The 20737-nt window shown below is 69.7% G+C and carries 22 protein-coding genes and 1 pseudogene; 10 read left to right on the top strand and 13 right to left on the bottom strand.

Annotation, left to right across the window (positions count from 1 at the left end; translation table 11 throughout):
* Positions 1 to 206: 206 nt before the first annotated feature.
* From ENC19_RS16080 to ENC19_RS16090, 3 genes are all read right to left on the bottom strand, one after another.
* Complete coding sequence (locus ENC19_RS16080; protein ID WP_235944833.1) at positions 207 to 623, bottom strand: hypothetical protein; 417 nt, start codon at positions 621 to 623, stop codon at positions 207 to 209.
* 162 nt (positions 624 to 785) lie between these two features.
* Positions 786 to 1445, bottom strand: coding sequence for a class I SAM-dependent methyltransferase (locus ENC19_RS16085; RefSeq protein ID WP_164448000.1), 660 nt, complete (start codon positions 1443 to 1445; stop codon positions 786 to 788).
* 28 nt (positions 1446 to 1473) lie between these two features.
* Entirely contained in the window at positions 1474 to 1857 is a 384-nt protein-coding gene (locus tag ENC19_RS16090; protein ID WP_164448001.1) for a VOC family protein, read from the bottom strand.
* 409 nt (positions 1858 to 2266) lie between these two features.
* On the opposite strand from ENC19_RS16090, the gene ENC19_RS16095 reads away from it, so the two are divergent.
* Together ENC19_RS16095 and ENC19_RS16100 are read left to right on the top strand one after the other, a co-directional pair.
* A complete protein-coding gene (locus ENC19_RS16095; RefSeq protein ID WP_164448002.1) occupies positions 2267 to 3073 on the top strand; it encodes a hypothetical protein in 807 nt (268 codons plus the stop codon).
* A 174-nt stretch (positions 3074 to 3247) separates the two neighbouring features.
* Positions 3248 to 3418, top strand: a pseudogene (locus ENC19_RS16100) (methionine adenosyltransferase domain-containing protein); the annotation flags it as partial.
* On the opposite strand, the gene ENC19_RS16105 reads toward ENC19_RS16100, so the two are convergent.
* A complete protein-coding gene (locus ENC19_RS16105; protein ID WP_164448003.1) occupies positions 3376 to 4647 on the bottom strand; it encodes a nuclear transport factor 2 family protein in 1272 nt (423 codons plus the stop codon). The pseudogene ENC19_RS16100 and the gene ENC19_RS16105 overlap by 43 nt on opposite strands.
* On the opposite strand from ENC19_RS16105, the gene ENC19_RS16110 reads away from it, so the two are divergent.
* Entirely contained in the window at positions 4561 to 5739 is a 1179-nt protein-coding gene (locus ENC19_RS16110) for a LysR family transcriptional regulator (protein ID WP_208020921.1), read from the top strand. The genes ENC19_RS16105 and ENC19_RS16110 overlap by 87 nt on opposite strands.
* 12 nt (positions 5740 to 5751) lie before the next feature.
* Here the strand turns inward: ENC19_RS16110 and ENC19_RS16115 are convergent, their stop codons facing one another.
* A complete protein-coding gene (locus ENC19_RS16115; RefSeq protein ID WP_164448004.1) occupies positions 5752 to 6177 on the bottom strand; it encodes a winged helix-turn-helix transcriptional regulator in 426 nt (141 codons plus the stop codon).
* A gap of 143 nt (positions 6178 to 6320) precedes the next feature.
* Between ENC19_RS16115 and ENC19_RS16120 the strand changes: the two genes are divergently transcribed.
* A complete protein-coding gene (locus ENC19_RS16120) occupies positions 6321 to 6833 on the top strand; it encodes an SRPBCC domain-containing protein (protein WP_164448005.1) in 513 nt (170 codons plus the stop codon).
* 103 nt (positions 6834 to 6936) lie between these two features.
* Here the strand turns inward: ENC19_RS16120 and ENC19_RS16125 are convergent, their stop codons facing one another.
* The 6 genes from ENC19_RS16125 to ENC19_RS16150 are packed head-to-tail and all read right to left on the bottom strand — an operon-like array spanning position 6937 to position 11008.
* A complete protein-coding gene (locus ENC19_RS16125) occupies positions 6937 to 7257 on the bottom strand; it encodes a hypothetical protein (RefSeq protein ID WP_164448006.1) in 321 nt (106 codons plus the stop codon).
* Positions 7257 to 7511 (bottom strand): hypothetical protein, encoded by a 255-nt coding sequence (locus tag ENC19_RS16130; protein ID WP_164448007.1) that lies wholly within the window; start codon positions 7509 to 7511, stop codon positions 7257 to 7259. Before ENC19_RS16130 ends, ENC19_RS16125 begins: the two co-directional genes overlap by 1 nt.
* On the bottom strand, positions 7508 to 8848 hold the full coding sequence (locus ENC19_RS16135; RefSeq protein ID WP_164448008.1) for a hypothetical protein: 1341 nt from the start codon (positions 8846 to 8848) through the stop codon (positions 7508 to 7510). Before ENC19_RS16135 ends, ENC19_RS16130 begins: the two co-directional genes overlap by 4 nt.
* Entirely contained in the window at positions 8845 to 9651 is an 807-nt protein-coding gene (locus ENC19_RS16140; protein ID WP_164448009.1) for an ABC transporter ATP-binding protein, read from the bottom strand. Before ENC19_RS16140 ends, ENC19_RS16135 begins: the two co-directional genes overlap by 4 nt.
* A gap of 14 nt (positions 9652 to 9665) precedes the next feature.
* Positions 9666 to 10472, bottom strand: coding sequence for a cupin domain-containing protein (locus tag ENC19_RS16145; protein ID WP_164448010.1), 807 nt, complete (start codon positions 10470 to 10472; stop codon positions 9666 to 9668).
* Entirely contained in the window at positions 10469 to 11008 is a 540-nt protein-coding gene (locus tag ENC19_RS16150; protein WP_164448011.1) for an RNA polymerase sigma factor, read from the bottom strand. The genes ENC19_RS16145 and ENC19_RS16150 overlap by 4 nt, the downstream gene beginning before the upstream one ends.
* A gap of 152 nt (positions 11009 to 11160) precedes the next feature.
* Here ENC19_RS16150 and ENC19_RS16155 point away from each other — a divergent pair, with 152 nt between their 5' ends.
* The 5 genes from ENC19_RS16155 to ENC19_RS16175 all read left to right on the top strand — a co-directional run bounded on the left by ENC19_RS16155 (position 11161) and on the right by ENC19_RS16175 (position 16917).
* Positions 11161 to 11919, top strand: coding sequence for an alpha/beta hydrolase (locus ENC19_RS16155; RefSeq protein WP_164448012.1), 759 nt, complete (start codon positions 11161 to 11163; stop codon positions 11917 to 11919).
* A 135-nt stretch (positions 11920 to 12054) separates the two neighbouring features.
* Positions 12055 to 12768: a VOC family protein gene (locus ENC19_RS16160; RefSeq protein ID WP_164448013.1), complete on the top strand. Its 714-nt coding sequence runs from the start codon at positions 12055 to 12057 to the stop codon at positions 12766 to 12768.
* Positions 12769 to 13095: 327 nt separating this feature from the next.
* Positions 13096 to 13761 (top strand): dienelactone hydrolase family protein, encoded by a 666-nt coding sequence (locus ENC19_RS16165; RefSeq protein WP_208020922.1) that lies wholly within the window; start codon positions 13096 to 13098, stop codon positions 13759 to 13761.
* Between the two features lie 276 nt (positions 13762 to 14037).
* The gene (locus ENC19_RS16170; RefSeq protein WP_164448015.1) at positions 14038 to 15483 is read left to right on the top strand and encodes an Nramp family divalent metal transporter; all 1446 of its coding nucleotides are present in this window, start codon (positions 14038 to 14040) and stop codon (positions 15481 to 15483) included.
* A 96-nt stretch (positions 15484 to 15579) separates the two neighbouring features.
* Positions 15580 to 16917, top strand: a complete 1338-nt coding sequence (locus ENC19_RS16175; protein ID WP_164448016.1) for a phytase — start codon at positions 15580 to 15582, stop codon at positions 16915 to 16917.
* Between the two features lie 302 nt (positions 16918 to 17219).
* On the opposite strand, the gene ENC19_RS16180 is transcribed toward ENC19_RS16175, so the two are convergent.
* Both ENC19_RS16180 and ENC19_RS16185 read right to left on the bottom strand, forming a co-directional pair.
* On the bottom strand, positions 17220 to 18338 hold the full coding sequence (locus ENC19_RS16180) for an IS630 family transposase (RefSeq protein WP_309245962.1): 1119 nt from the start codon (positions 18336 to 18338) through the stop codon (positions 17220 to 17222).
* 86 nt (positions 18339 to 18424) lie between these two features.
* Positions 18425 to 19393: a glycoside hydrolase family 6 protein gene (locus ENC19_RS16185; RefSeq protein WP_164448017.1), complete on the bottom strand. Its 969-nt coding sequence runs from the start codon at positions 19391 to 19393 to the stop codon at positions 18425 to 18427.
* A gap of 274 nt (positions 19394 to 19667) precedes the next feature.
* On the opposite strand from ENC19_RS16185, the gene ENC19_RS16190 reads away from it, so the two are divergent.
* A complete protein-coding gene (locus tag ENC19_RS16190) occupies positions 19668 to 20681 on the top strand; it encodes a LacI family DNA-binding transcriptional regulator (protein ID WP_166458730.1) in 1014 nt (337 codons plus the stop codon).
* The last annotated feature ends 56 nt before the right edge of the window (positions 20682 to 20737 follow it).

A 20737-nucleotide genomic window follows, 5' to 3' on the forward strand; every position in this document is an offset into this window, starting at 1 on the left:
ACCGGCAGCGCCGCCGTACGGCAGGACGCCGACCCGGGTTGACTCGATCGCCATGCCGACCATGAGGGCGGCGACGACGCCCGCCACCCCCACCGAAACGGTGAGAGTACGGCGCCCTGGGCGGCGCACCGCAGCGTACGGCTGCAACAGAAGAGCATGCGTCCGCCGCCCGGCATGAACGGCTGTAGCCTGCCAGGGATTCCTTCTCAGAGCTCATCCAGAAGCAGAGCGCCCTGTGGTGAGTAGAAGTAGGTGCGCATGTGCCGCGCCCAGTCTTCGATCTTCGGATCCTCCGCGTGCAACAACCATTCGGAGAGCTGCGCGTGCTCGTCGGTGTACCCGTTCTCCGAGAGCCACCGAAGCGTCTCGTGCCGCCCGGCTCCGAAGATGGCCTGGGCGTCGAAGCCGGTGCCCAGGTCCATATCACCGGTGCGGAACTTCGCGGCGTACAGACGGCACGAATCGGCGGGGTCACCGATCAGGAACAGCAGGAAGGCAGCTACGTAGATCTGCTCGTACTCGTCACTCTCGCCACCGTCCGGACCCTCGCGCCAGTCCCTCTCGAGGTCGAAGAGCTCCCGTAGCATCCCGTGGTGGGGACGCGGGTCACCGACGTCCACCATCCGGAGTGCTTCCCGGCGCGAAGCCGGACTCGACAGGTCCACCGACATGGGCACGCGTGCACAGTAGACGAGAACTCCTCGTGCACGTGGGCCGTCCGGAAACAGGATCGCACTGGGCTGCCGACCGCGACGGCGCAGAGCGGACGGTGTCAGATCCGCGCACTACGCGTTCGTGGAGCCGGTCTTGCGGACCAGCATGTACCCGTACGCGGGCTCTGGCTCTTCGGGCGGGGTGCTGCCCTGGAAGACCAGGGCGAACCCGGCCGCGGTGAACCGGTCCGCCATCTCGCGGGCCGAGAGCCAGTACCGATCGAAGTCGACGCCGAGGCTGCCGACGCGGCTACCGGGACCGTTACGATGCCCGGTGCCGTCGCCGTGCTTGAACGCCGCCACGAGGTAGCCGCCCGGCCGCACGACCCGAGCCAACTCGGCGAACGCCCGTACCCGGGCGTCCGGCGCCAGGAAGATCAACGAGTACCAGCACACCACCCCGGCCAGCGACGCGTCCCCGAACGGCAATTCCCGCAGATCGGCGACCTCGTACTCGAAACCCGGATGCTCCCGCCGCGCCACCTCCACCATGCCTGGCGACAGATCCACCCCGCACGGCGACAGGCCCCGGCCCGCGAGGTACGGAAGGAGTCTCCCGGTGCCGCAGCCCACGTCCGCGACCTCCACACCCACGGTCAAGGTCAGCTCGGCGAACAGGTCGAGCATCGTCCGCTCGACCGGCATGCTCTCCAGCGCCCCGACCAGGTTCTCCGCATACCACTGCGACAGCACGTCGTGCGCGTCCCGCAGTTCCTCCGTACTGGCGTCCATCCCCCGCTGATCCTCCCCGTCCTCAGCGTCAAGCGACACAGAACTCGTTGCCCTCCGGGTCGTGCATGACGACGTGTCCGAGGTCGTCGCCGTACCACTGCTCACTGACCACCGTCGCGCCGGCGGCAACCAGCTCGGGCACTTTCTGCTGGATCAGTCGGGTGCGCTCGGCCATGTCCCAGGGGCCTGGACCGGCCACCCGGATATCGATGTGCATGCGGTTCTTGGCAGACTTGCCCTCGGGTACCTTGAGGAAGCCGATGGCAGGGCCCTGGCCATCCGGGTCGACGATCGAGGCGTTGCCGGGCTCGTCGAAACCGGGTTCCTTGACATAGCCGAGGGCCAGCGCCCAGAAGACGGCGATCCGCTGGGGATCGTCGGCGTCGCAGCCCAAGGTCCATAAAGTCGCCACGGCGTCAACGTACGCGAGCTATGACGCGCTGTCATCGCCTACCACCGAGCGTCCATCTGCGCGGCTCGCTGGCAAACGATGGCCTGCGGACTGGAGCGGTTCCAGCTCGACTGAACTTGCCGCACTCTAGCGTCGGGCAACGCACTCAACTCGATGAGCCATGAGCGAGCGTGCATCTCGGCGAGGGCTGCTCGCCGGCCTCGACGTGCACACCAGAGGTTGGGCCTGACCGCCACGGTGGCCCCGCTGACCGCGTCGGGCACATTCCGTTCCATCCGGCCGCCACCACCTCCTCAGCGAGAGTCGGTCCCGTCCGGGGGCGATCGCCTTGCCCGACCATTGCCGGGACGGGCAGGCTTGGCAGATGCGTCCGGGGATGGCAAGCCGTCGTCTGCCGGCGCTTCAGCGTATGGTGACGCACCCGGCGGTCTGGCCGGTGCCGGCGATGGCGCTGCTCGTGCTCGTGGCCATGCCGTTCAACGACGCGTTCTACGGCTTCTTCGTCAACTACGACGCGCAGGGTGAGGCGCAGCAGCACGAGCTGCTGCACACCACGCGCATCTTCCGGTACACCTCCGGCGTCCTCTGCGGGCAGGTGTTGGCGTTGCTGGCCGGCGCCGCCCTCGCCGGTCGGAACGCACAGGCGAGGGCGCTGGCGGTGGCCGCACCGCTCTCGGTGCTCCGGGCCGGGGTGGCCGTCGCGGCCGCGTACCCGCTCGCCCGGGCTCGCGAGGGCGTCTCCTTCACGACCTCGGCACTCGACGACCCGATCCTGGTGCGGGTCCTCCTGTGCGAGGTGGCCGCCTACCCGCTCTACGCCGCTGCCGGCGTCGGCCTCGGCGCGCTGCTCGGGGGGCGCCTGCGGCGACCCGCGACGCGCTGGCCGCTCATGCTCCTGCTCCTGTTCGGCTGGTTCGTCACCACCATGACGGGACTCCTACAGGACGACCAGTTCGCGGGGCCGGACGCGCTGCTGTGGACCGTCCCACCGATCGCGGCCGGCACGGCGATCGCACTGGCCGGCCTGTCGACGGATGTCTGGGCCGTACCGCCCGTGACGGTGGGCGACTGGGGACGCGGCGCCAGTACTGCCCTGCTGGTGAGCGCCGCCGCGTACGCCCTGGGGTTGAACCTGCTCGCCTGCTGGACCCGTCGCCGGGTGCTCACGCGAACCGACCGGTTCGAACCCAACGGCAACCGGAGCACCCTGGCGTGAGGGCCCCGTCCCGGGGACCGACGCTCGGTACAGGGAACCGGCAGACCGGATCTCGGTCGCCGGTTCCACACCCTCCGACGAGGCACCGCGTATCGCCTTTTGCTCTTGACCTTGGTGTTCTTGGCTGTCACGCGGTGCCTACGCCGACGCCATCCGGTGAGCGGGCGGCCGTAGGTAGGAATTGGCATCGACGCCGAGAGGCACCGTCTTTTGCTCAACCCGGCCGGCCGTCTCGAGATCGGTGGCCCGATGGGCGACGCCGGTCTCACCGGCCGCAAGGTCATCGTTGACACGTACGGTGGCTACGCGCGCCACGGTGGCGGAACGTTCTCCGGCAAGGATCCGCCGGCCGGAAATTGGCCGGGTCGATAGGGATGTGCGGGGTGACGCTCGTGCACGCTCCTCGTCCGTCGGGTGCTCCGGTGGTAGGCCTTGTTCGCGATGCGCCAACTGTGATCCACGTAGATCAGTAGAAAGACGTCGGTGAAGACGTCCGCGCCGTGCCAGAGCGTCATCGACGCGGTCGCAACGGTGCCGTGGACGTCGACGGCGTTGATGCGGCGAAAGCGGCCGGGTTCGTCCGGGGCCGGCCGGCCGCGGAAGAGAGCGCAGTACTCGTCCAGGCGCCACGACACGAATTCGCCGTCGCGGATTCCCTCGATGTGGGCGGTGGGCAGGAACGCGTCCCGGAAGTGGGCAGGGTCTCCGGTGGCGTGTCCGCGAATGTAGGCGCGTAGCGGTTCGAGCACAGCATCAGCCACGGTAGGGACGGTGGCGGCAACCGCGATGTCCGCCTCAGGGCCGGCGACGGTGTCGGCCAGATCTGCTGCGCTGGCCAGGGGCGTGTCTGACGCGGCAGCAAGCAGTGCCATGTCTTTGGCCAGGGCGCCGATCGTGAATTCGGCCCGAGCCGTGGCGGCGGTCGACTGGCCGGTGAGGAAGGCCCGCTTACGAGCAACGAGTCCGCCGAGCTGGCCGAGTTCGAGGACGTCCAGCACCTGGGCGCGCGGCAGACCCAACGCGTCGGCTTGCCGCAGTGAGTCGCGCAGCGCCAGGAGGGCACCCGCGAGACTGCTGTTGGCGACCAGCTTGAGCGCGGCGGCGGTGGGAACGTCGTCGACGTGCCGCACGGTGCCGAGCGCTTCCAGCACCGGGCGTACCCGGTCGAGTGTGTCCTGGTCGGCGGCGGCGAGGATCTGCAGGGCGCCGGCGGTGGCGGCCGGTACGGAACCGAGCACCGGCGCGTGGACGTAGGACGGACCGAGCCACCGGGCCAACTGCGACGCCTCCACGGGCGCGACCGTGCTGGTGTTGACGACGATCGTGCCCGTTCGCAACGAGCCGCGGACCCGCTCGACGACCCGCTGACAGGCTTCGCCGTCGAACAGGGCCAGGAGAACGGTGCCGGCCTGCGCCGCGGCTTCGTTCGGGTCGCCGGTCACCTCGACGGTGACTCCCGCGCGCCCGGAGCGCGTCCAACCGACGACGTGCCAATCGAGGTCGGCGAGTCGTGTCGCTATCGCGGCGCCCATGCGGCCCAGGCCGAGCACGGCGATCGTGTGCGGTGCGGTCATCCATCGCACTTTGCGGCAACGCGACGGGTGCGACAAGCGCAGATCCATCAGGGCAGCCATGCGGACTACGCATATCGGCCGGGCATACTCGGGGTTATGGAGTTGACCGCGTGGCGGACGTTCGTGACGGCGTGCCAGCTCGGATCACTGTCCGCGGCGGCCGCCGAACTCGGCTACACACAGTCGGCCGTCTCCCGGCAGATCGCCGGGCTGGAGCGCCGGCTCGGCACACCGCTGATACAACGACACGCGCGCGGCGTGCGTCCGACGCCTGCCGGTGAAGTGTTCCAGCACCACGCCCGGATCACACTGATGGAGAGCGACCGGGCGCTGAACGCCGTCCGGGACATCCGTGACGGAACGCTCCGCCGGCCGCTGGCCATCGGCGCGACTCCCGCACTGGCGGCCGGGATCGTGCCCAAAGCGATCCGCCGCCTGCTCGACGAGGCCGGACCCCTCCGGTGGAGCCTGTCACCCGGACTGAGCGCACAACTGCACGACCAGGTGATCGCTGGCGACCTTGACGTCGCCGTCATCACCGACGCGCCACCCGGTCTACCCAACGATCCGCGTGTCGAACGACGCTTCCTGGGGCTGGACGAAATGGTGGTCGTGCTGCCCGTCGACCATCCGCAGGCCGGGCGCGGTCCGGTCCACATCCGAACCCTTGCCGGCCAGGCCTGGGTCGAGGACAACGACGGCTCGGCCGCGCTGCTGCGCCAGCACGCCGCCCGCGCCGGAGTCGCCACCCGTATCGACCTGACCGCAGCCGACCTACCCGGCAAGATAGCCCTGGTCGCCACCGGCCACGCTATCGCCCTGATACCCGGGATACTGACGTGCGCGCTGCGAACCGACGTCACTACGGTGACACTCGTCGATCCCCCAACCCGTGGCATCTACATGATCACACCACGTCGCGACCCACACCCATCCGCGACGGCGCTGGGCGACCAACTCGTGGTGGCATTCGGCCCGCGCCGACCCGCCCCACTCGCGTCCCCGGCCGAGCCGGCAGGCACCGTTCTCGCTGCTGACGGCGGTCACCCGCACGCCGTCGGAGACGCATCCCGATGGGATGACCCGGTCTGACGGACATCCCGGCTATGGGTATGGCCGGGTGGCGGTGCTCGCGGCGGGCGCCTGGTCGAACTCGTCGCGGTTTCGGGCGATGTCGCTCTGATGGTCTCGGACCCAGCCCACGAGTCCGTCCACCGCTTCACACAGTGAACGGCCGAGTGGCGTCAGGGCATACTCCACCCTCGGGGGTACGTGCGGGTACGCGGTCCTGGTCACCAACCCGTCGCGGGTGAGCCCGCGCAGCGTCTGGCTGAGCATCCGTTGCGAGATGCCGGCGACCTGATCGTGCAGCGCGGTGAAGCGCAGCGGGCCGGGCGCCAGGACCGTGAGGGTCAGCAGCGTCCACTTGTCGCCGACCCGCGCCAGTACGTCACGGACGAGCTCGATCGTCCGCACGCAGTCCGGCGCGACCCCGCGCTGTGCGAGTTCGGCGCCGAGGGAGCTTGTCATGGCTCGTTGTTCCTCGTCCGTCAGTAACTGACTTCAAAGTGCGTATCGGAAAGCCGGACTAAAACCGGTGGACGCACGTTTCTTCTGATCGTAACTGGGTGTGCGGCCACCCTCTCTGTGGCCGTGACAGCGGAAGGAACGGCATGGTCCGACACGACACGTTCACGATCTCGCGGCACCTCGACGCGTCGCCGGACGAGGTCTTCACGGCCTTCGCCGACACCACGGTCAGGCGGCGGTGGTTCCGGCTCCCCGGCCACGCAGCCTCGTACGAGCACGACTTCCGCGTGGGCGGAGGCGAGACGGCCCGCAGTACCTACACCGGGCTGGACACCGCGCCGGAACGGCTGGAGTACCGGTCGCGATACATCGACATCGCCCGTATCCACCGGATCGTCTACGGCTACGAGGCCATCGTCGACGACGAACTGCGTTGGACCTCGCTGGTCACCGTCCAACTCGACGCCGAGACGGACGGAACCCGCCTGCACTGGACCGAACAGGCGGCCTTTGTCATGTACACGGGGGACGGTAGTACGGACCTGGCGCACCTGCGCGGCGCAAGCGTGCTGCGACTGAACGGCCTCGACGCGGTCCTGCGACCCGGACCTCCGCGTCGGCCGGCGGTGGACATGCGTACTGGATCTCGTGATTGATCGCGCAGCACAACGTTCTCGGGCACGCCTCGTCGGTCGGACCAGTGACGGCCGTGCTCCGGGTCAGGCCGGGGGCGACTCGGCGATCCGCCGGGACGGGTGCTCACCGGCGAGCCCCGAGCACGGCGTGGGTGACCACGCCGACGACGGCGATGGTCGCGGCGCAGGCAGCGGCCGAGGTGGTGGCGGCCGGCTGCAGCATCCAGGTCAGGATCTCCTGGTACAGGTGCCCGCTCGCCGGCCCGGACAGGATCACCACGAGCGTCCACCCGACCGGGAGAAGCCAGGCCCACTGCGCACCCCAGACCGCTCCGACGGCGAGGAGTCCACCGAGCCCGGCGGTGTTCCGGATCATCAGCGCCGCCGTCGCCAGCGGTGCGCCGGTCAGCGCCGGCGCCGCGGCGATGAGCGTCGCGCTGGCCATCACCGCCAGGATGTGCGCGGCGCGGCGCGGCGGCCACGGCAGGGACGCCGTCCGCTCCAACGCGGATCGGCGCCGGCGAGCCCGGGCCCGAACGCGACGGTGGCGACGAGCGTCGACAACAACGCGACCGCGAGCCTGAGGCGCGACTCCTCGGCCGTCTGGCCCAGCCCCCACAACACGAGTACGCCGGCCGCCGCCGCCCCGGCGGCGGCCGGGACACCCCGGCACCGCAGGTACAACGTGAGCCACCTCATGAGTGGTCACCGACCAGCAGGTCGAGCAGGTTCACCTCGGTGCAGGCCAGCGCCGCCCTGCGTAGCGCGGCGACGCGGTCCCGCTGCTCGGCCGCCGGGAACGCGCGAAGGACCTGCCACGTCTGACGCGCCGCCTCGCCGTCCGGGCCGTCCGGTGGCGCACTGTCGGCCAGCCAGGCGGCCGCGGCCAGCCGGGCGACGCGGTTCGCCCGGGCCACGTCGGGATTTCCGATGGTGTACGCACACGGCCGGGTACCCGCTCCGTCCAGGAGACGCCACCGCAACTCGTCGGGGCTTGCCTTCGCACCACCCCAGGGCGCGAGCTCGAGTTCCACGAGCAGCACATCCCTCGGTCGTGGTGTCGGCTGGGTCTCGTACCAGGATTCGGGTGTTTCGTGGACCGAGGTCGGTGCCTGCGGGAGCTTCGCCGACATCGTCGCGAGCGCCTGCCGCGCCGGATCCCGCAGCTCCGCCAGCGCGCTGACGTGGACCCGGGTGACACACACCTCGGGCCCCGGTCCGACGCTGCAGACCAGCGCGGTGGCCGCCGCATCGGGTACCGGCAGCCGCTGCCGGCCGTCGGGAAGTATCGCCAGGGCCACCACGGCCGCCACCACGGCGGGCAGGGCCGCCGCCATCCGGACGGTCCGGGTGGCGCAGAGGAAACTGGCGAGCGCGCTCACCGCCAGTCCGACCAGCCAGACAGTGTGGGCGACGCTGACTCTGCCCAGCACCGTCACGAAGTCGCCCCAGAACCCGAACGGTGACGGAGTCAGCAGATGAACGATCTTCGGCACGTGGGCGTACCCCCGGTCGGTGATGGCGACGAGCGCCACGGTGGCACCGACGACGGCGGTGGCGGGTGGGGTCAGGCGGAACGGGGCGAGCGCCCCGACGGTCATGCCCAGCCAGACGCCGGACACCATCCAGAGCACACCGACCCCGGCTATCACGATGGACTGCCCCGGCAGGTAGCTCGCGTACGCCGCAACCTGGACCGCGCCGCCGACGTACATCAGCACGTAGCCGGCGGCCCCGGCGAGCGCCATCGCCGTGGCTGCCGGTAGCACCCGCTGCCACCGCGGACGGGCGGTCGCCGCGACCAGTTCCTCGGTGCGGCAGCGGCGGTCGCGGCCAGCCTGCCATGCGCCCAGGCCGAGTGCCATGGGCCAGAGGATGAACAGGTACTCCCGCTGCCAGAGCGCCAGCAGCATCCAGCGGCCTCCCCAACCGTCCAGGGCGACATAGAGCAGGGCGGTGCCGACCAGCGCGGCGCCCAGGGCCGTCCACGGCGCCACCGACCGATGGATCTCGATACGCAGGATCCGGCCGGTCATGCGGTGCGCTCCCCCGCCGCGCGGTGCCGGCGCAGCAGCTCGGTGTACCCGCGTTCGGCCGAACTGTCGCCCACCCCCTCGCGGCCCAGTTCCACCAGATCCGCCGGACCACCATCGAATACCAGCCGACCGGCATCCATCAGCACCACATTCGTGCAGGCAGCGACCACGTCCTCCACCAGGTGGGTGGAGACGACGACACAGGTGTGCTCGCCCAGCTCGCGCAGCAGCGAGCGGAAGGCCATCCGCTGCTCGGGATCGAGACCGACCGTGGGCTCGTCCAGCAGCAGGATCTCCGGATCGTTGACGATCGCCTGCGCGATGCCGGCGCGCCTTACCATCCCACCGGACAGCGTCTTCATGCGTGAGTCGCCACGCTCGGCCAGGCCCACGCGTTCCAACGCACGCTGGACCGCGTCCGGGATGTCGTGCGCCGGCACCTCCTTCAGCCAGGCGAGGTATTCGACGAACTCCCGCACGGTGAACCGGCCGTAGAAGCCGAATTCCTGCGGAAGGTAGCCGATCGACCGGCGCAACGTCCGCAGGTCGGGTCGTGCGTGCACGGGGTGCCCGAGTAGTTCGAGCACGCCGCCGGCCGGGCGCGACACGGTCGCGAGCGCCCGCATCAGCGTCGTCTTACCGGCACCGTTGGGCCCGAGCAGCCCGTGCACGCCGTTGCCCATCGACAGGTCGAGGCCGTCGACGGCAAGGCGCCTGCCCGCTCGCACCCGAAGCTCCACCGCCCGGATCGCCCACGCGTACGTCGTCGGCGCCAGGAGGGCGGCACTGATCCCTTTCCTCATTCCGTACCTTCTTCTCATCGGAGCTCCGCGTAACCACTGCGACGAGGCACGAGGACGAGAGCCACCACCACGGTCAGCGCCGCCCAGCCCGGCAGGGCGGCCTCGGTCAGCAGTACCGGTAGCCGGGCGGTGACGATGCTCGGTCCGACGACCACCGTGGCCCAGAGCAACGCCAGGCCCCACGCCGCCCTCGGCAGGCCGACCACCTTGCCGAGCGCCAGCGCACCTGCGGTGAACGCCAGGCAGGGCATCAACCAGCGCGCCGGGGATGCGCCCACCATCCAGCCGGCCACCGCCAGCACCGGGATCACCACCACGAGCACGACCAGGGTTCGTCGCAGCACCATCCCGAGGCCGGCCCGGGCGGTCGCGACGACCAGTTCGTGGGCCGGATCGAGCCGCCCGGTCCAGGCGGTGGCGACCCCGAGCAGCGGCGCGACCGGAGCCAGGAGCACCACCAGCGACGGCGGTGCCACGCCCCGGCCGGCGACCGCCAGGTCGAACCCGAGCGCGACCAGCACCACCAGCACCGTCGTCACGAGCCAGGGAACGAGCACCGGCGTCACCCACCGGACGGACCGCGCAGGCATCCACCGGCGCCGAACAGTCGCCGGCTCCGCGGCGGACAGCGCAGCGTCCACCTTCACCCAGACGGCGGCCAACAGCGCCATCGTGTCACCGTCGCTGGCGTCCGCCAGCCGAGCCCGGCAGTCGGCACACTGCTCCAGGTGCGTCTCCATCGCCCACAGGACATCCGGTGCGATGCCCTGATCACCGGCGGCATAGCGGCCCAGTGCCCGGACCGGGATGTGTGCGCTCACGACAACGCCTCCCGCAGTGCCAGTCGCGCACGACGGGCGCGAGTCTTCACGGTCCCCTCGGGAAGGCCGAGCATGAGCGCGGTCTCCCGGACCGAAAGTCCGTCCAACACCAGGGCGTGCAGCACCTGGCGCAGCTCCGGTGCCAGCCGGCGCAGAGCATCACCCATGTCGTCGTCGATCGCGCCCGCCAGCACCACATCCTCCGCCGCCGGCGAGTCCTCCAGCGCCAGCGGCAGCGGCACCGCCTGGGAATCCCTCGCGCGTCGCCGAAACCCGTCGACGAGCCGCCGCGCGGCGATCGACCACAGCCAGCCGACCGCGCTACCGGCCCTCATGCCCGCGTAGGAGTCGGCGGCTCGCCACACCGCGAGATAGGTCTCCTGAATGACCTCGGCGATCAGGTCGTCGTCCGCGCAGCGACGGCGGAGACGGACGAGCAACCACGGAGATGTCCGGCGGTACAGTTCGTCGAACGCCGCGCCGTCGCCACGCGCGATCCGCCGCAGCAACTCCCCTTCGTCTTCCCTCACGTCCATACAGACGCCAATCACCAAGATCAGGTTCTCGTCATGGGCACCATGCGTAGCCGCCGATCTCGGCTGTCGAGGTGGCGGTCCGCGGCGATCAACCATTCAGGATGGACAGCGGCTGGTCTGCGAGATCGAATCTTGCGTGACAGACTGCGATCATGGAAGAGACGCCGAGCTTCCTTCGCCCCTTCGTGCTGAACCCACCCGATCACCACGCGGAGCGGGAGGCGAACCTCGACTGGTACCGGCCGGATGGCGACGTGCCACGCCCCGCGGTGATCCTCGTTCATGGGGGCCCGATACCGCCCGACATGAGCCCGACCCCGCGTGACTGGCCGGTCTACCGCGGCTACGGCTCTCTCCTCGCCTCCCTCGGCCCGGTCGCGGTGACCGCCGAGCATCGGCTCCAGGTGGTTGTCGGCCCGGACGGTCCCTTCGCGGACTACGCCACGGCGGCCCAGGACGTCGCCGATGCGGTAGAGCGGGTACGTGCGGACCCGCGCGTCGACCCGGAGCGGATCGCGCTCTGGTTCTTCTCCGGCGGAGGGCTGCTGAGCACCGACTGGCTCCGCGATCGGCCGGAGTGGCTGCGCGCAGTCGCCCTGACGTACCCGCTGCTGGCGCCGTTGCCGGAGTGGGGCATCGATCCGCGGTTCGCACCCGCTGCGGCGATCGGCGAGGCGGGACGGCCCGTACCGCCGCTTCTGCTCACCCGGGTGGGCCTGGAGCGCCCCTCGTTGTCCGAGCCGGTCGCTGTGTTCCTGAAGGCGGCGGATGACAACGGTGTACCGGTCGACGTGCTCGACGTACCGAACGGGCAGCACGGGTTCGACATGCTCGACCACACCGACGAATCCCGGCAGGCGGTCGAGAAAGCGGCAACCTGGATCACCGAGCGGCTCGGGGGGCAGCGGTAACCGATCCCGACGGGTGCCCAGCCGGTCCCGGTACCGCCGCCCATCGGCCGCGCCAATCGCGGTGGCGCTTCTACGTCGGTCGTGTCGTGGAGGTGGCCGGGAGTTCGTGTCGGTGGGCTGGGGCAGGATGTGGCCATGACCGTGACAGCTCGCCTGGACCTGGCCATCTTCGACGCCGTTGACATTGACAAGGTCGGCTCGTTCTATGCCGAGTTGGCCGGCTGGGACAGCGTCCGTCAGGATCCCGACCGGTTCGGCGTTCGGACTCCGGACGGTCAGGAGATCGAATTTCAGCGCGCTCCCGACCATGTCGGGCCGCGGTGGCCCGGGCAGGAGCACCCGCAGCAGTTCCACCTGGACCTGCAGACCGACGATCCCCAGGCGCAGGCCGAGCGGGCCGTCGCCCTCGGTGCGGTCCGGCTGGCCGACGGCCCTACCTGGATCACCCTGGCCGACCCGGCCGGTCATCCTTTCGATCTCTGCCAGGCAGACGGCGTCGGGCCGGTGATGAGGCTGTTCGCGGTGACGATCGACGCACCCGACGCGTCTGCACTGGCCCGCTTCTACGCCAGCCTCACCGGCATGGAGGTCACCTACGACGGCCCCGAGGGCGCGCTTGTCGCCGGTGGCGGTAAGAACCTGATGTTCCAGCAGATCAGCGCCTACAACCCGCCCCGCTGGCCAGATCCGGCGTATCCACAGCAAGCCCATCTCGACCTCCTCGTCGACGACCTCGACGCAGGCGAGACCCAGGCACTGGAGCTGGGCGCCCGCCGGCTCCGAGCCGGCGGCGAACGCTTCAGGGTCTTCACAGACCCGGCTGGCCACCCGTTCTGCCTCATCCGTTAGCGCACCGGGACCAGCGCCGTCCGGACGGACCCGGATCCTCACTGCACCACCGCTCGAAGCCCCACCGCCAGCCGGCCAGCACGCGTGGGTTGCGAAGGCACGTAACCCTCAGGGCGGAAATCGCGGGACCCTGGCGGCTCGCGTCGTGCCTCTTCCACTGTTGTCGCGCCTTCGGGTTCGCGGGCTGTCCCTCGTGTCAGGGAGTCGATCATGTGTTTTGCGGCTGATGCCAGTCCGCCGGAACTACCTCAAGAGCGTGTCCGGGCAGTCGCGGGCGACCTCGTGCCGGCTCAACGTCTCGAGCTGATCTCCGCTGACGGGGCCCTGGTGTCCGCCGCGCTGGCCGAGGCACCTCAACCTGGCGGGCCTGGTGTGGTCATCTTGCCCGATGTGCGTGGCCTCTACCCGTTCTACGAGCGACTCGCCGAGCGGTTCGCCCAAGCAGGTCACGATGCGATCGTCGTGGACCTTTTCGCCCGCACCGCCGGTCTCGCGCCGCGCGGCGACGACTTCGATTTCCAACCCCACCTTTCCGCCACCACGCTGGAGCAGGTGCAGGCTGACATCGCGGCCGCGGTTGCCGTGCTGCGTAGGCGCATCGGTGCCCGACCGGCGGTGGCGATCGGCTTCTGCTTCGGCGGCACTCACGCCTTCCTGGCCGCGACGAACCGTGGGCTCGACCTTGACGCGGTGGTCGGCTTCTACGCCAAGCTCAGCCCCGGCCGGCTGCCCAGGCCCGCTGAACGGGCAGGTAGCATCGGCGTCCCACTGCTCGGTCTGTTCGGCGGGGATGATCCCTCGATCCCCGCTGACGACATTACGCAGTTCGCTATGGCTCTGCGCCAAGCAGGAGTGCGCCACCAGCTGATCACCTACCCGAACGCCCCGCACTCGTTCTTCGACATCTCCTTCGACGAACACCAGCAGGCATGCGGCGATGCCTGGCACCGGGTCCTCGACTTCCTTGAACATCTGCCAGTCTCGCCTCGGTGAGACAATCGGCTGTCAGCACAACACCGGGCTCCGGCATCGCCGCTTGCGCTGTCGTCAGCGTGCGTGGGGGAGCGCCCGGAATGAACCTGGCTCTCCGTGATCACGATCGCTACCCACACCTCATCGCCCTGCAAGCGGACGTGCGAGCTCCTACGGTGGAAGAAAGAGGTCGCCCGTCCGGTCGTACCGCTCCGCGTCGCAACACCGGCACACGATGAAAAAAGCGGACCGGCAAGGGCAGACCCGTCCCCGATGCTTCAACTCGGAAAGGATGGCATGTACAGGGCAGCAACCCGTGCGACGACCTCCGATCAGCGACTGCGCAGCCAGGCGGCGCCTCCACCGCAGGGGCGGCAGCGGCTACGGTGGTACGGCCCGGGTCTGGTGTGGATGCTGTCGTCAGTCGGCTCCGGATCCGTACTGTTCACCCCACGAATCGGCTCCCGGTACGGCTACGCCCTGGCATGGCTGGCCCTGCTCACCGCGGTCCTCATGTGGGTGATGATCCGGGAGGTGGGGCGCTACACCGTCGCGACCGGCCGCACCATTCTCGACGGCTACCGCGACCTTCCCGGCCCGCGCGACTGGGCGCTGTGGCTCATCTTCGTGCCGCAGCTGGTCGCCGCCGTGGTCACCATCGCGGGTATCGCCGCGCTGGCGGGCAGCGCCCTCATGATCGAACTCCCGGGTGGTCAGGCGGTCTACGCCATCGGCCTGATCGTGCTCTCCTGTCTGCTCGTGGTGAGCGGACGCTACAGCGGGATGGAGAAGGTCACGGCAGCGCTCTCGGCCGTCCTGGTCCTCGCCATCGTCGCGACCGCCGTCAGGGTGCTCCCCTCCCCCGGCACGATGGCGGGCGGGCTGGTGCCTCAGCTGCCCAGCGACTTCGACCTCTACTTCGTACTGCCCTGGATCGGTTTCATCCTGGCTGGCGCGGCGGGCATCATGTGGTACTCGTACTGGGTCGCCTCCCGGGGCTACGGTGGTGCGGTCACCGGAGACGGCCCCGACGCCCGAAACCGCAGCGAGAAGCGCGTCGATCCCGCGGAGCGCGAACGGCGGGTGCACCGCTGGCTCGGCGTGATGGGGCGGGCGGCGGCTCTCGGCGTCGTCGGCGGCGCCTTGATCATCCTGTCCTTCCTGGTGCTGGGCGCCGAGCTGCTGCGACCGCAGGGCATCGTCCCCGAGGGCATCGATGTCGCTCGTGACCTCACCGGCCTGCTCGGCGACGTGTGGGGTGACTGGGGCCGATGGCTGCTGCTCGTGGGCATCGTGATCGCCCTGTGGGGCACGGTCCTGGCGAACCAGGACGGCTGGGGGCGCACCTTCGCCGACGCCACCATCATGATCACCCGCTTGGACAAGGACCAGCCCGCCGCGGCCGGGCGCCTGCTGGCCCAGGTCGGCCGGCGGCTGCGCCTCAACCTGACCGACCGAGAGACACTCAAGAACGCGTACGCGGTGGTGGTCGTCACGGCACTGCCCATCCTGGTGTTTCTCCTGGTACGCCAGCCGGTCGACATCCTGTCCGTGGCAGGAGTCGTCGCGGCGGTGCACACCCCGGTGCTGGTGGTGCTGACACTGCTGCTGAACCGGCGCCATCTGCCGCCCGAGCTGCGGCCCAACGCATTCACCACCACCGCAGCCGGGTTCGCAGCCGTCTGGTATGGAGCGTTCGCTGCTGTCTATCTGCTCAACCTCGCCGGCGTGCAACTCGCCTGACTGTGCCGTGCGGTGAAGCCGCAGTACCCCGCGAGTTCCACTCCCGGCAACCCGCCGGACGGGCCGACGGCAATCTCCGTACCGAAGGGTCGGTGCATGACGCACACCTTGGGCGCCGTCGCGACGGTGGCCGCCGTCGCCGCTGCGCTGCTCGCCCCGGTGCAGGTGAACGCCGCCGCCATCGCCCGGCCGGCGGTCGTGACCACCGACAACGAAACCCCGGTGCTGTACGACGACAGGGCCGGCGGGAACGCCTCCGGTGACGATCCGGCGATCTGGGTCCACCCGGCGGACTCCCGCAAGTCCGTGGTGATCGTGACGGCCAAGGAGGGTGGCCTCCGCGTCTACGACGTGGGCTCCCGCCAGGTCCAGTCGCTGCCGGCCACCGAGGCGCCGCGCGGCGACGCGGTCGCAGGTCGTTACAACAACGTCGACATCGCCTACGGCCTGCGCCTGGCCGGTCGCCGGGTCGACGTAGCCGTCGTCTCCGACCGCTACAACGACCAACTCCGGTTCTTCGTCATCGACCCGGCCGGCGCGTCGGCACGTACCCCCCTGACCGAGGTCACCGCGGCGGACCAGACCTTCCTGTTCAACCCCGACCGGCAGGCGGTCGAGCAGGAGCAGACCGCCTACGGCCTCGCCGTCTGGCAGCCGCGCCCGGGCGAGACGTACGGCGTCGTCACCCAGGAGGGCACGACCACCATCGCCACCGTCCGCATCGTGGACATCGACGGCAAGCTCGGCTACACCGACATCCGGCACCTCGCCATGCCGAGCCACTTCCGGCTGCCCGACGGCACGACCTGGGTGCCCTGCGAAGAACCGGGCGTGCTGCCACAGCTCGAAGGCGTCGCGGTGGACCAGGCATCGGGCGTGCTCTACGCCGCGCAGGAGGACGTCGGCCTGTGGCGTCTGCACCTACCGCTCGGACCGCGGAGCCGGCCCACGCTCATCGACCGGGTCACCGACTTCGGCATCCACGACGTCTACGACACCGAGACCGAGGAATGCGAGCCGGTCGACCCGAACGCCAAGGGCTACGGCGGCAACCTGCTCACCGCGGATGCCGAGGGTGTCGACATCTACTACGGGCGGGGCTCCACCGGGTACGTGCTCGTGTCGAGCCAGGGTGACGACACCTTCGCTGTCTACCAGCGCCACGGCACGAACCGGGCGGTCGGAAGCTTCCGGGTCGCCGGCGTCGGTGGTGTCGACGACATCAACGGCTCCGACGGCCTGGCCGTGACCAACCGCCCCGTCGGCACGTACCGGCAGGGTCTGCTCGTCACTCACGACGAACCCGACACCGGACCCGACGTGGACCGGCAACGCGACGCCACCAACTTCTCGTACATCTCCTTCGGCGACATCGCCCGCACCATGAAGCTGACCGTGGACACCCGCCCCGGCAACGACCCCCGCCTGCGCTGACTCACCCCGACCGCCGGGATACCAGTCCGGCTGCTCCGGCAAGCGGCACCAACGTCGATCCGGGTTGGATACCGCCCGGACGACGCTCGTGGTCGTCGCCGGCCGCGGCGGCGCCTCGTCCTTGCCGACCTTGCGCAACGCTTCGCGCGGGTAGGGCGTGCGCGGCGCCTCTCTGGGCCCAATGACTGGACACAGAGAGGCGCCGTTGGTGTGGCAGGCCACGCAGGCACCGGCCGCGGGGGACGTCAAGCTCTCCGTGCGCTGCGCTAGTGCTCTGACCACGAATGTTCACGGTGTTGGGGTCAGGCCGCTCTGGTGGCGGGTTGGCCCCAGCGTCGTTGGCGTTCGCTGCGGATGCGGGCTCGTTCGCGGCGTTGGGCGGCCAGGACGTCAGGGTGGCGGGCGTTGGCGTTGCGCCACCGCAGGTAGGCCTGCAACCGTCGGGTCATCGCCGGGTGGTTCGGGTGGTTCGAGCCAGCGATGACGAAGGTGCGTAGCGGCCCGAACTGGGCCTCGATCGGGTTGGCCCAGGAGGCGTAGGTCGGGGTGAAGCAGAGCTCGACCTTGTTCCGGGCCGCCCACCTGCGGATCTTCGAGCCCTTGTGCGCGGACAGGTTGTCCAGGATCACGTAGATCGGTGCCCCGTCCGGGCGGGCGGCCCGGATCGACTTCAAGGCGGTGAGGGTGTTCGCGGCGCTCTTGCGGCGTCGGACGACGCCCCATAGTTGGTCGTCACCGACGGAGTAGCAGCCGTGGAACTGCCGAACCCCGTGCAGCTTGTGGTAGTTCGCGGGCAGCCGGTGCGGATGCCCGGCCGGAGCCCACCCGGCGCCGGCCTGCGGCCGGATCACCAGGGGACCGAACTCGTCGAACGCGAACACCCGCTGCGGGAACTGGCTGCTCACGTACTCGATCCGGGCGAGCTTGGCATCCCGGTCAGGGTCGGTGGACTCCTTCCACGTCTTGGTCCGCTGGAAGGTGATCTGGTGCCGGTGCAGGATCTGCCGCAGCCGTTCCCGCCCGATCCGGATCCGGCGGGTGGCATGCAGGCGCAGGTGGTCGGCGAGCTTGCGGATGCTCCACCGGGTGAACGGCCGCCCCAGTTTCTCGGGGCGGGTGTTGGCCGTCTCGACGATGAGCTGCTCTTCGTCGCTACTGATCTGGCGGGGACGGCCACCCGCCCACTGAGGGTCCAGGCTGGCCATCCCCATCTCGTTGAACCGGTGGATGACCTGCCGGATCGTGTCCTCGTCGGCCTGGACCAGGCGGGCGATGGCCGGCACTGTGTTCCCGCCGGCCGAGGCGAGCACGACCATCGCCCGTCGCAGTCGGATCGGGGAGCCAGTTCCCCGGCGAGTGATTCTGAGCAGCTGCTGACCTTCCTGGTCACTCAGCCGCCGCACGCGTACAGGATCTGCCACCGCCACAGCCTGACCGGCACAACGCCGCCCGACCGACAGGCCGGACGGCGTGTCATCCAACACCGTGAACGTTCGTGGTCACGGCACTAGTAACCGTAGATCATCTTGTAGGCCACCTCGGGCAGGAACTGCCCGGCGCTGGATTCGCCGCCGACTCCGCAGTTGCCGTCGGACTCCCCCGGCGTCTTGAGCCACAGCAGCATTTCCGCGCCGCCGCCCATCCGACTGGGTGTGCCGATCCGGCGGCCGCCGGGGTTGCACCATTGACCGTTGGAGCCGTTGCCGTTGCGACTGGTGTCGATCACGTACGGCTTGCTGTATCCGAATCTCTGCAGCGCGGAAGCGACCTGATTGCCGTAGTTGGTGTTCTCGCCGGTGGTGAAGTAGTTCGAGACGTTCAGCGCGAAGCCGCGTGCGTTGCCCACGCCGGCCATGTTGAGCCGCTGCGCCATCGTCTGGGCGTCGACCCAGCGGGGATTGCCGGCGTCGATGTAGGCCCAGGTGTTGGGCGCCTTGGACCGGAATTGGCCGACGGCGCGGGAGAGCATGCCCACTCGGTCATTGATCTGCGCCTGGCTCATGCAGTTGAAGTCGCCCAGGGAGTCCGGTTCGAGGACCACTACGGCAGGACGGCTGCCGATGGCGGAGGCGAAGGAGGCGATCCATGAGTCGTACGCGGCGACGCTGCCGGCGCCGCCACCGGAGTGGCCGCCGCACGCGTCCCGGCCGGGGAGGTTGTAGGCCACCAGCAGCGGAAGCTTGTCTACAGCGTCTGCGGCTCCCACATAGCCCCTGACCGCGCTCCCGATGTCGCCGCTCCAGTTGCCGAACCATCTGGCCATCGGCTTCTGCGCGATCTCGGTGCGGATGGCGGCGGCGCGTCCGTCGCCCGGGTTTGCGGCCGCCCACCTCGCGGGGCTCGAGTTGGGGTCGACGTAGAAGCCGCTGGTCTGGCTGATCGGGTCCGCGTGCGCAGCTGGTGCCCCGAGCAGGATCGCGGGAACCGCCAACGCCAGAGCGGCGGCAAGTCCCCAGGGGCGGGTAAAGCGTTTCATGGATAGCTCTCCTCTGGGTAAAACTGGAAGCGCTTCCAGCGATGTTCATCCATGTATTTCGGTCCGATGGTCGGTAAGTTTCAGGCAGATGTCAAGAGAGACCATCCTCATGACAAGATCAAGATCAGACATTTCTGGGACCGCTTCCAGCCTGACGACGACAGTGAGCCATCTCGACGCCGTCGATGCCGACCGATACGATCGATCAGCGGTAACGGCACCGGCCGGCGTTAGCGGCTGCCCCGACGTCGGACAGGAAGGACTCGGCATCCCGATGGCAGCGCAGCGGCCCCGGCGGCAACCGACCCTCGACGAGGTGGCCGAACGCGCCGGCGTATCACGCTCCGCCGCGTCCCGTGTGATCAACAAGGCACCGCATGTCAGCCGCGCCACGCGCGACGCCGTGGAGCGCGCCATCAAGGAGATGGGCTATCTACCCAACCGCACCGCCCGTGCGTTGGCCACCCAGCAGACGGGGATCGTCGCGCTCGCGGTCTCCCATGACGATCCCGAGCTGTTCGCCGACCCGTTCTTTGCCCAGGTCATCGTCGGCGTGTCCGCAGCGCTCGAGGAGACCGATCTTCACCTGCTGCTGTGCCTGGCCAGTTCCGGCCGGGGCCGGTCCCGGCTGACCAACCTGCTGCACACGCGCGGCGTCGACGGCATCATGCTGATGGCCCTGCACGGCGACGATCCGCTGACTCACATCGTGCGTCGGGCCGGCCTGCCCGCGGTGTACGGCGGGCGGCCACTGAATTTCGAGCCACAGTTCTACGTCGACTCCGACAACCTCGGCGGCGCGCGGCTCGCCACCGAACACCTCATCGGCCTCGGCCGAACCCGGATCGTCAGCATCACCGGCCCCATGTCCACCGACGTCGGCCGTGCTCGTTACCGCGGCTACCGCGAGGCGATGATCATGGCTGGGCTGACCCCGTACGCGACGGCAGAAGGCGACTTCACCGAGACCGGCGGTGCCGCAGCGATGAAAACACTGCTGGACAGCCACCCCGACCTCGACGCCATCTTCGCCGCCAGCGACGACACGGCGGCGGGCGCCCTACGCGTCCTCATCGACGCCGGCCGGTCCGTGCCAGCCGACGTGGCAGTGGTGGGCTTCGACGACCTCGGCACAGCCGAACGAACCGATCCGCCGTTGACCACCGTTCACCAGTCGGTCCAAGCCCTGGGCAAAGGAATGACCCGCATGCTCGTCGAACTCATCGCGGGACACGAACCCTCGTCCGTCATCCTGCCCACGAAGTTGGTGCTACGCGACTCGGCATGAGGGCGACGCCGTCCGGCTGACACTGCGCATCGACACTGGTACACGTGCTGGCCGGT

Origin of the sequence: Verrucosispora sioxanthis (assembly GCF_010560025.1) — a bacterium.
GTDB lineage: Bacteria > Actinomycetota > Actinomycetes > Mycobacteriales > Micromonosporaceae > Micromonospora > Micromonospora palythoicola.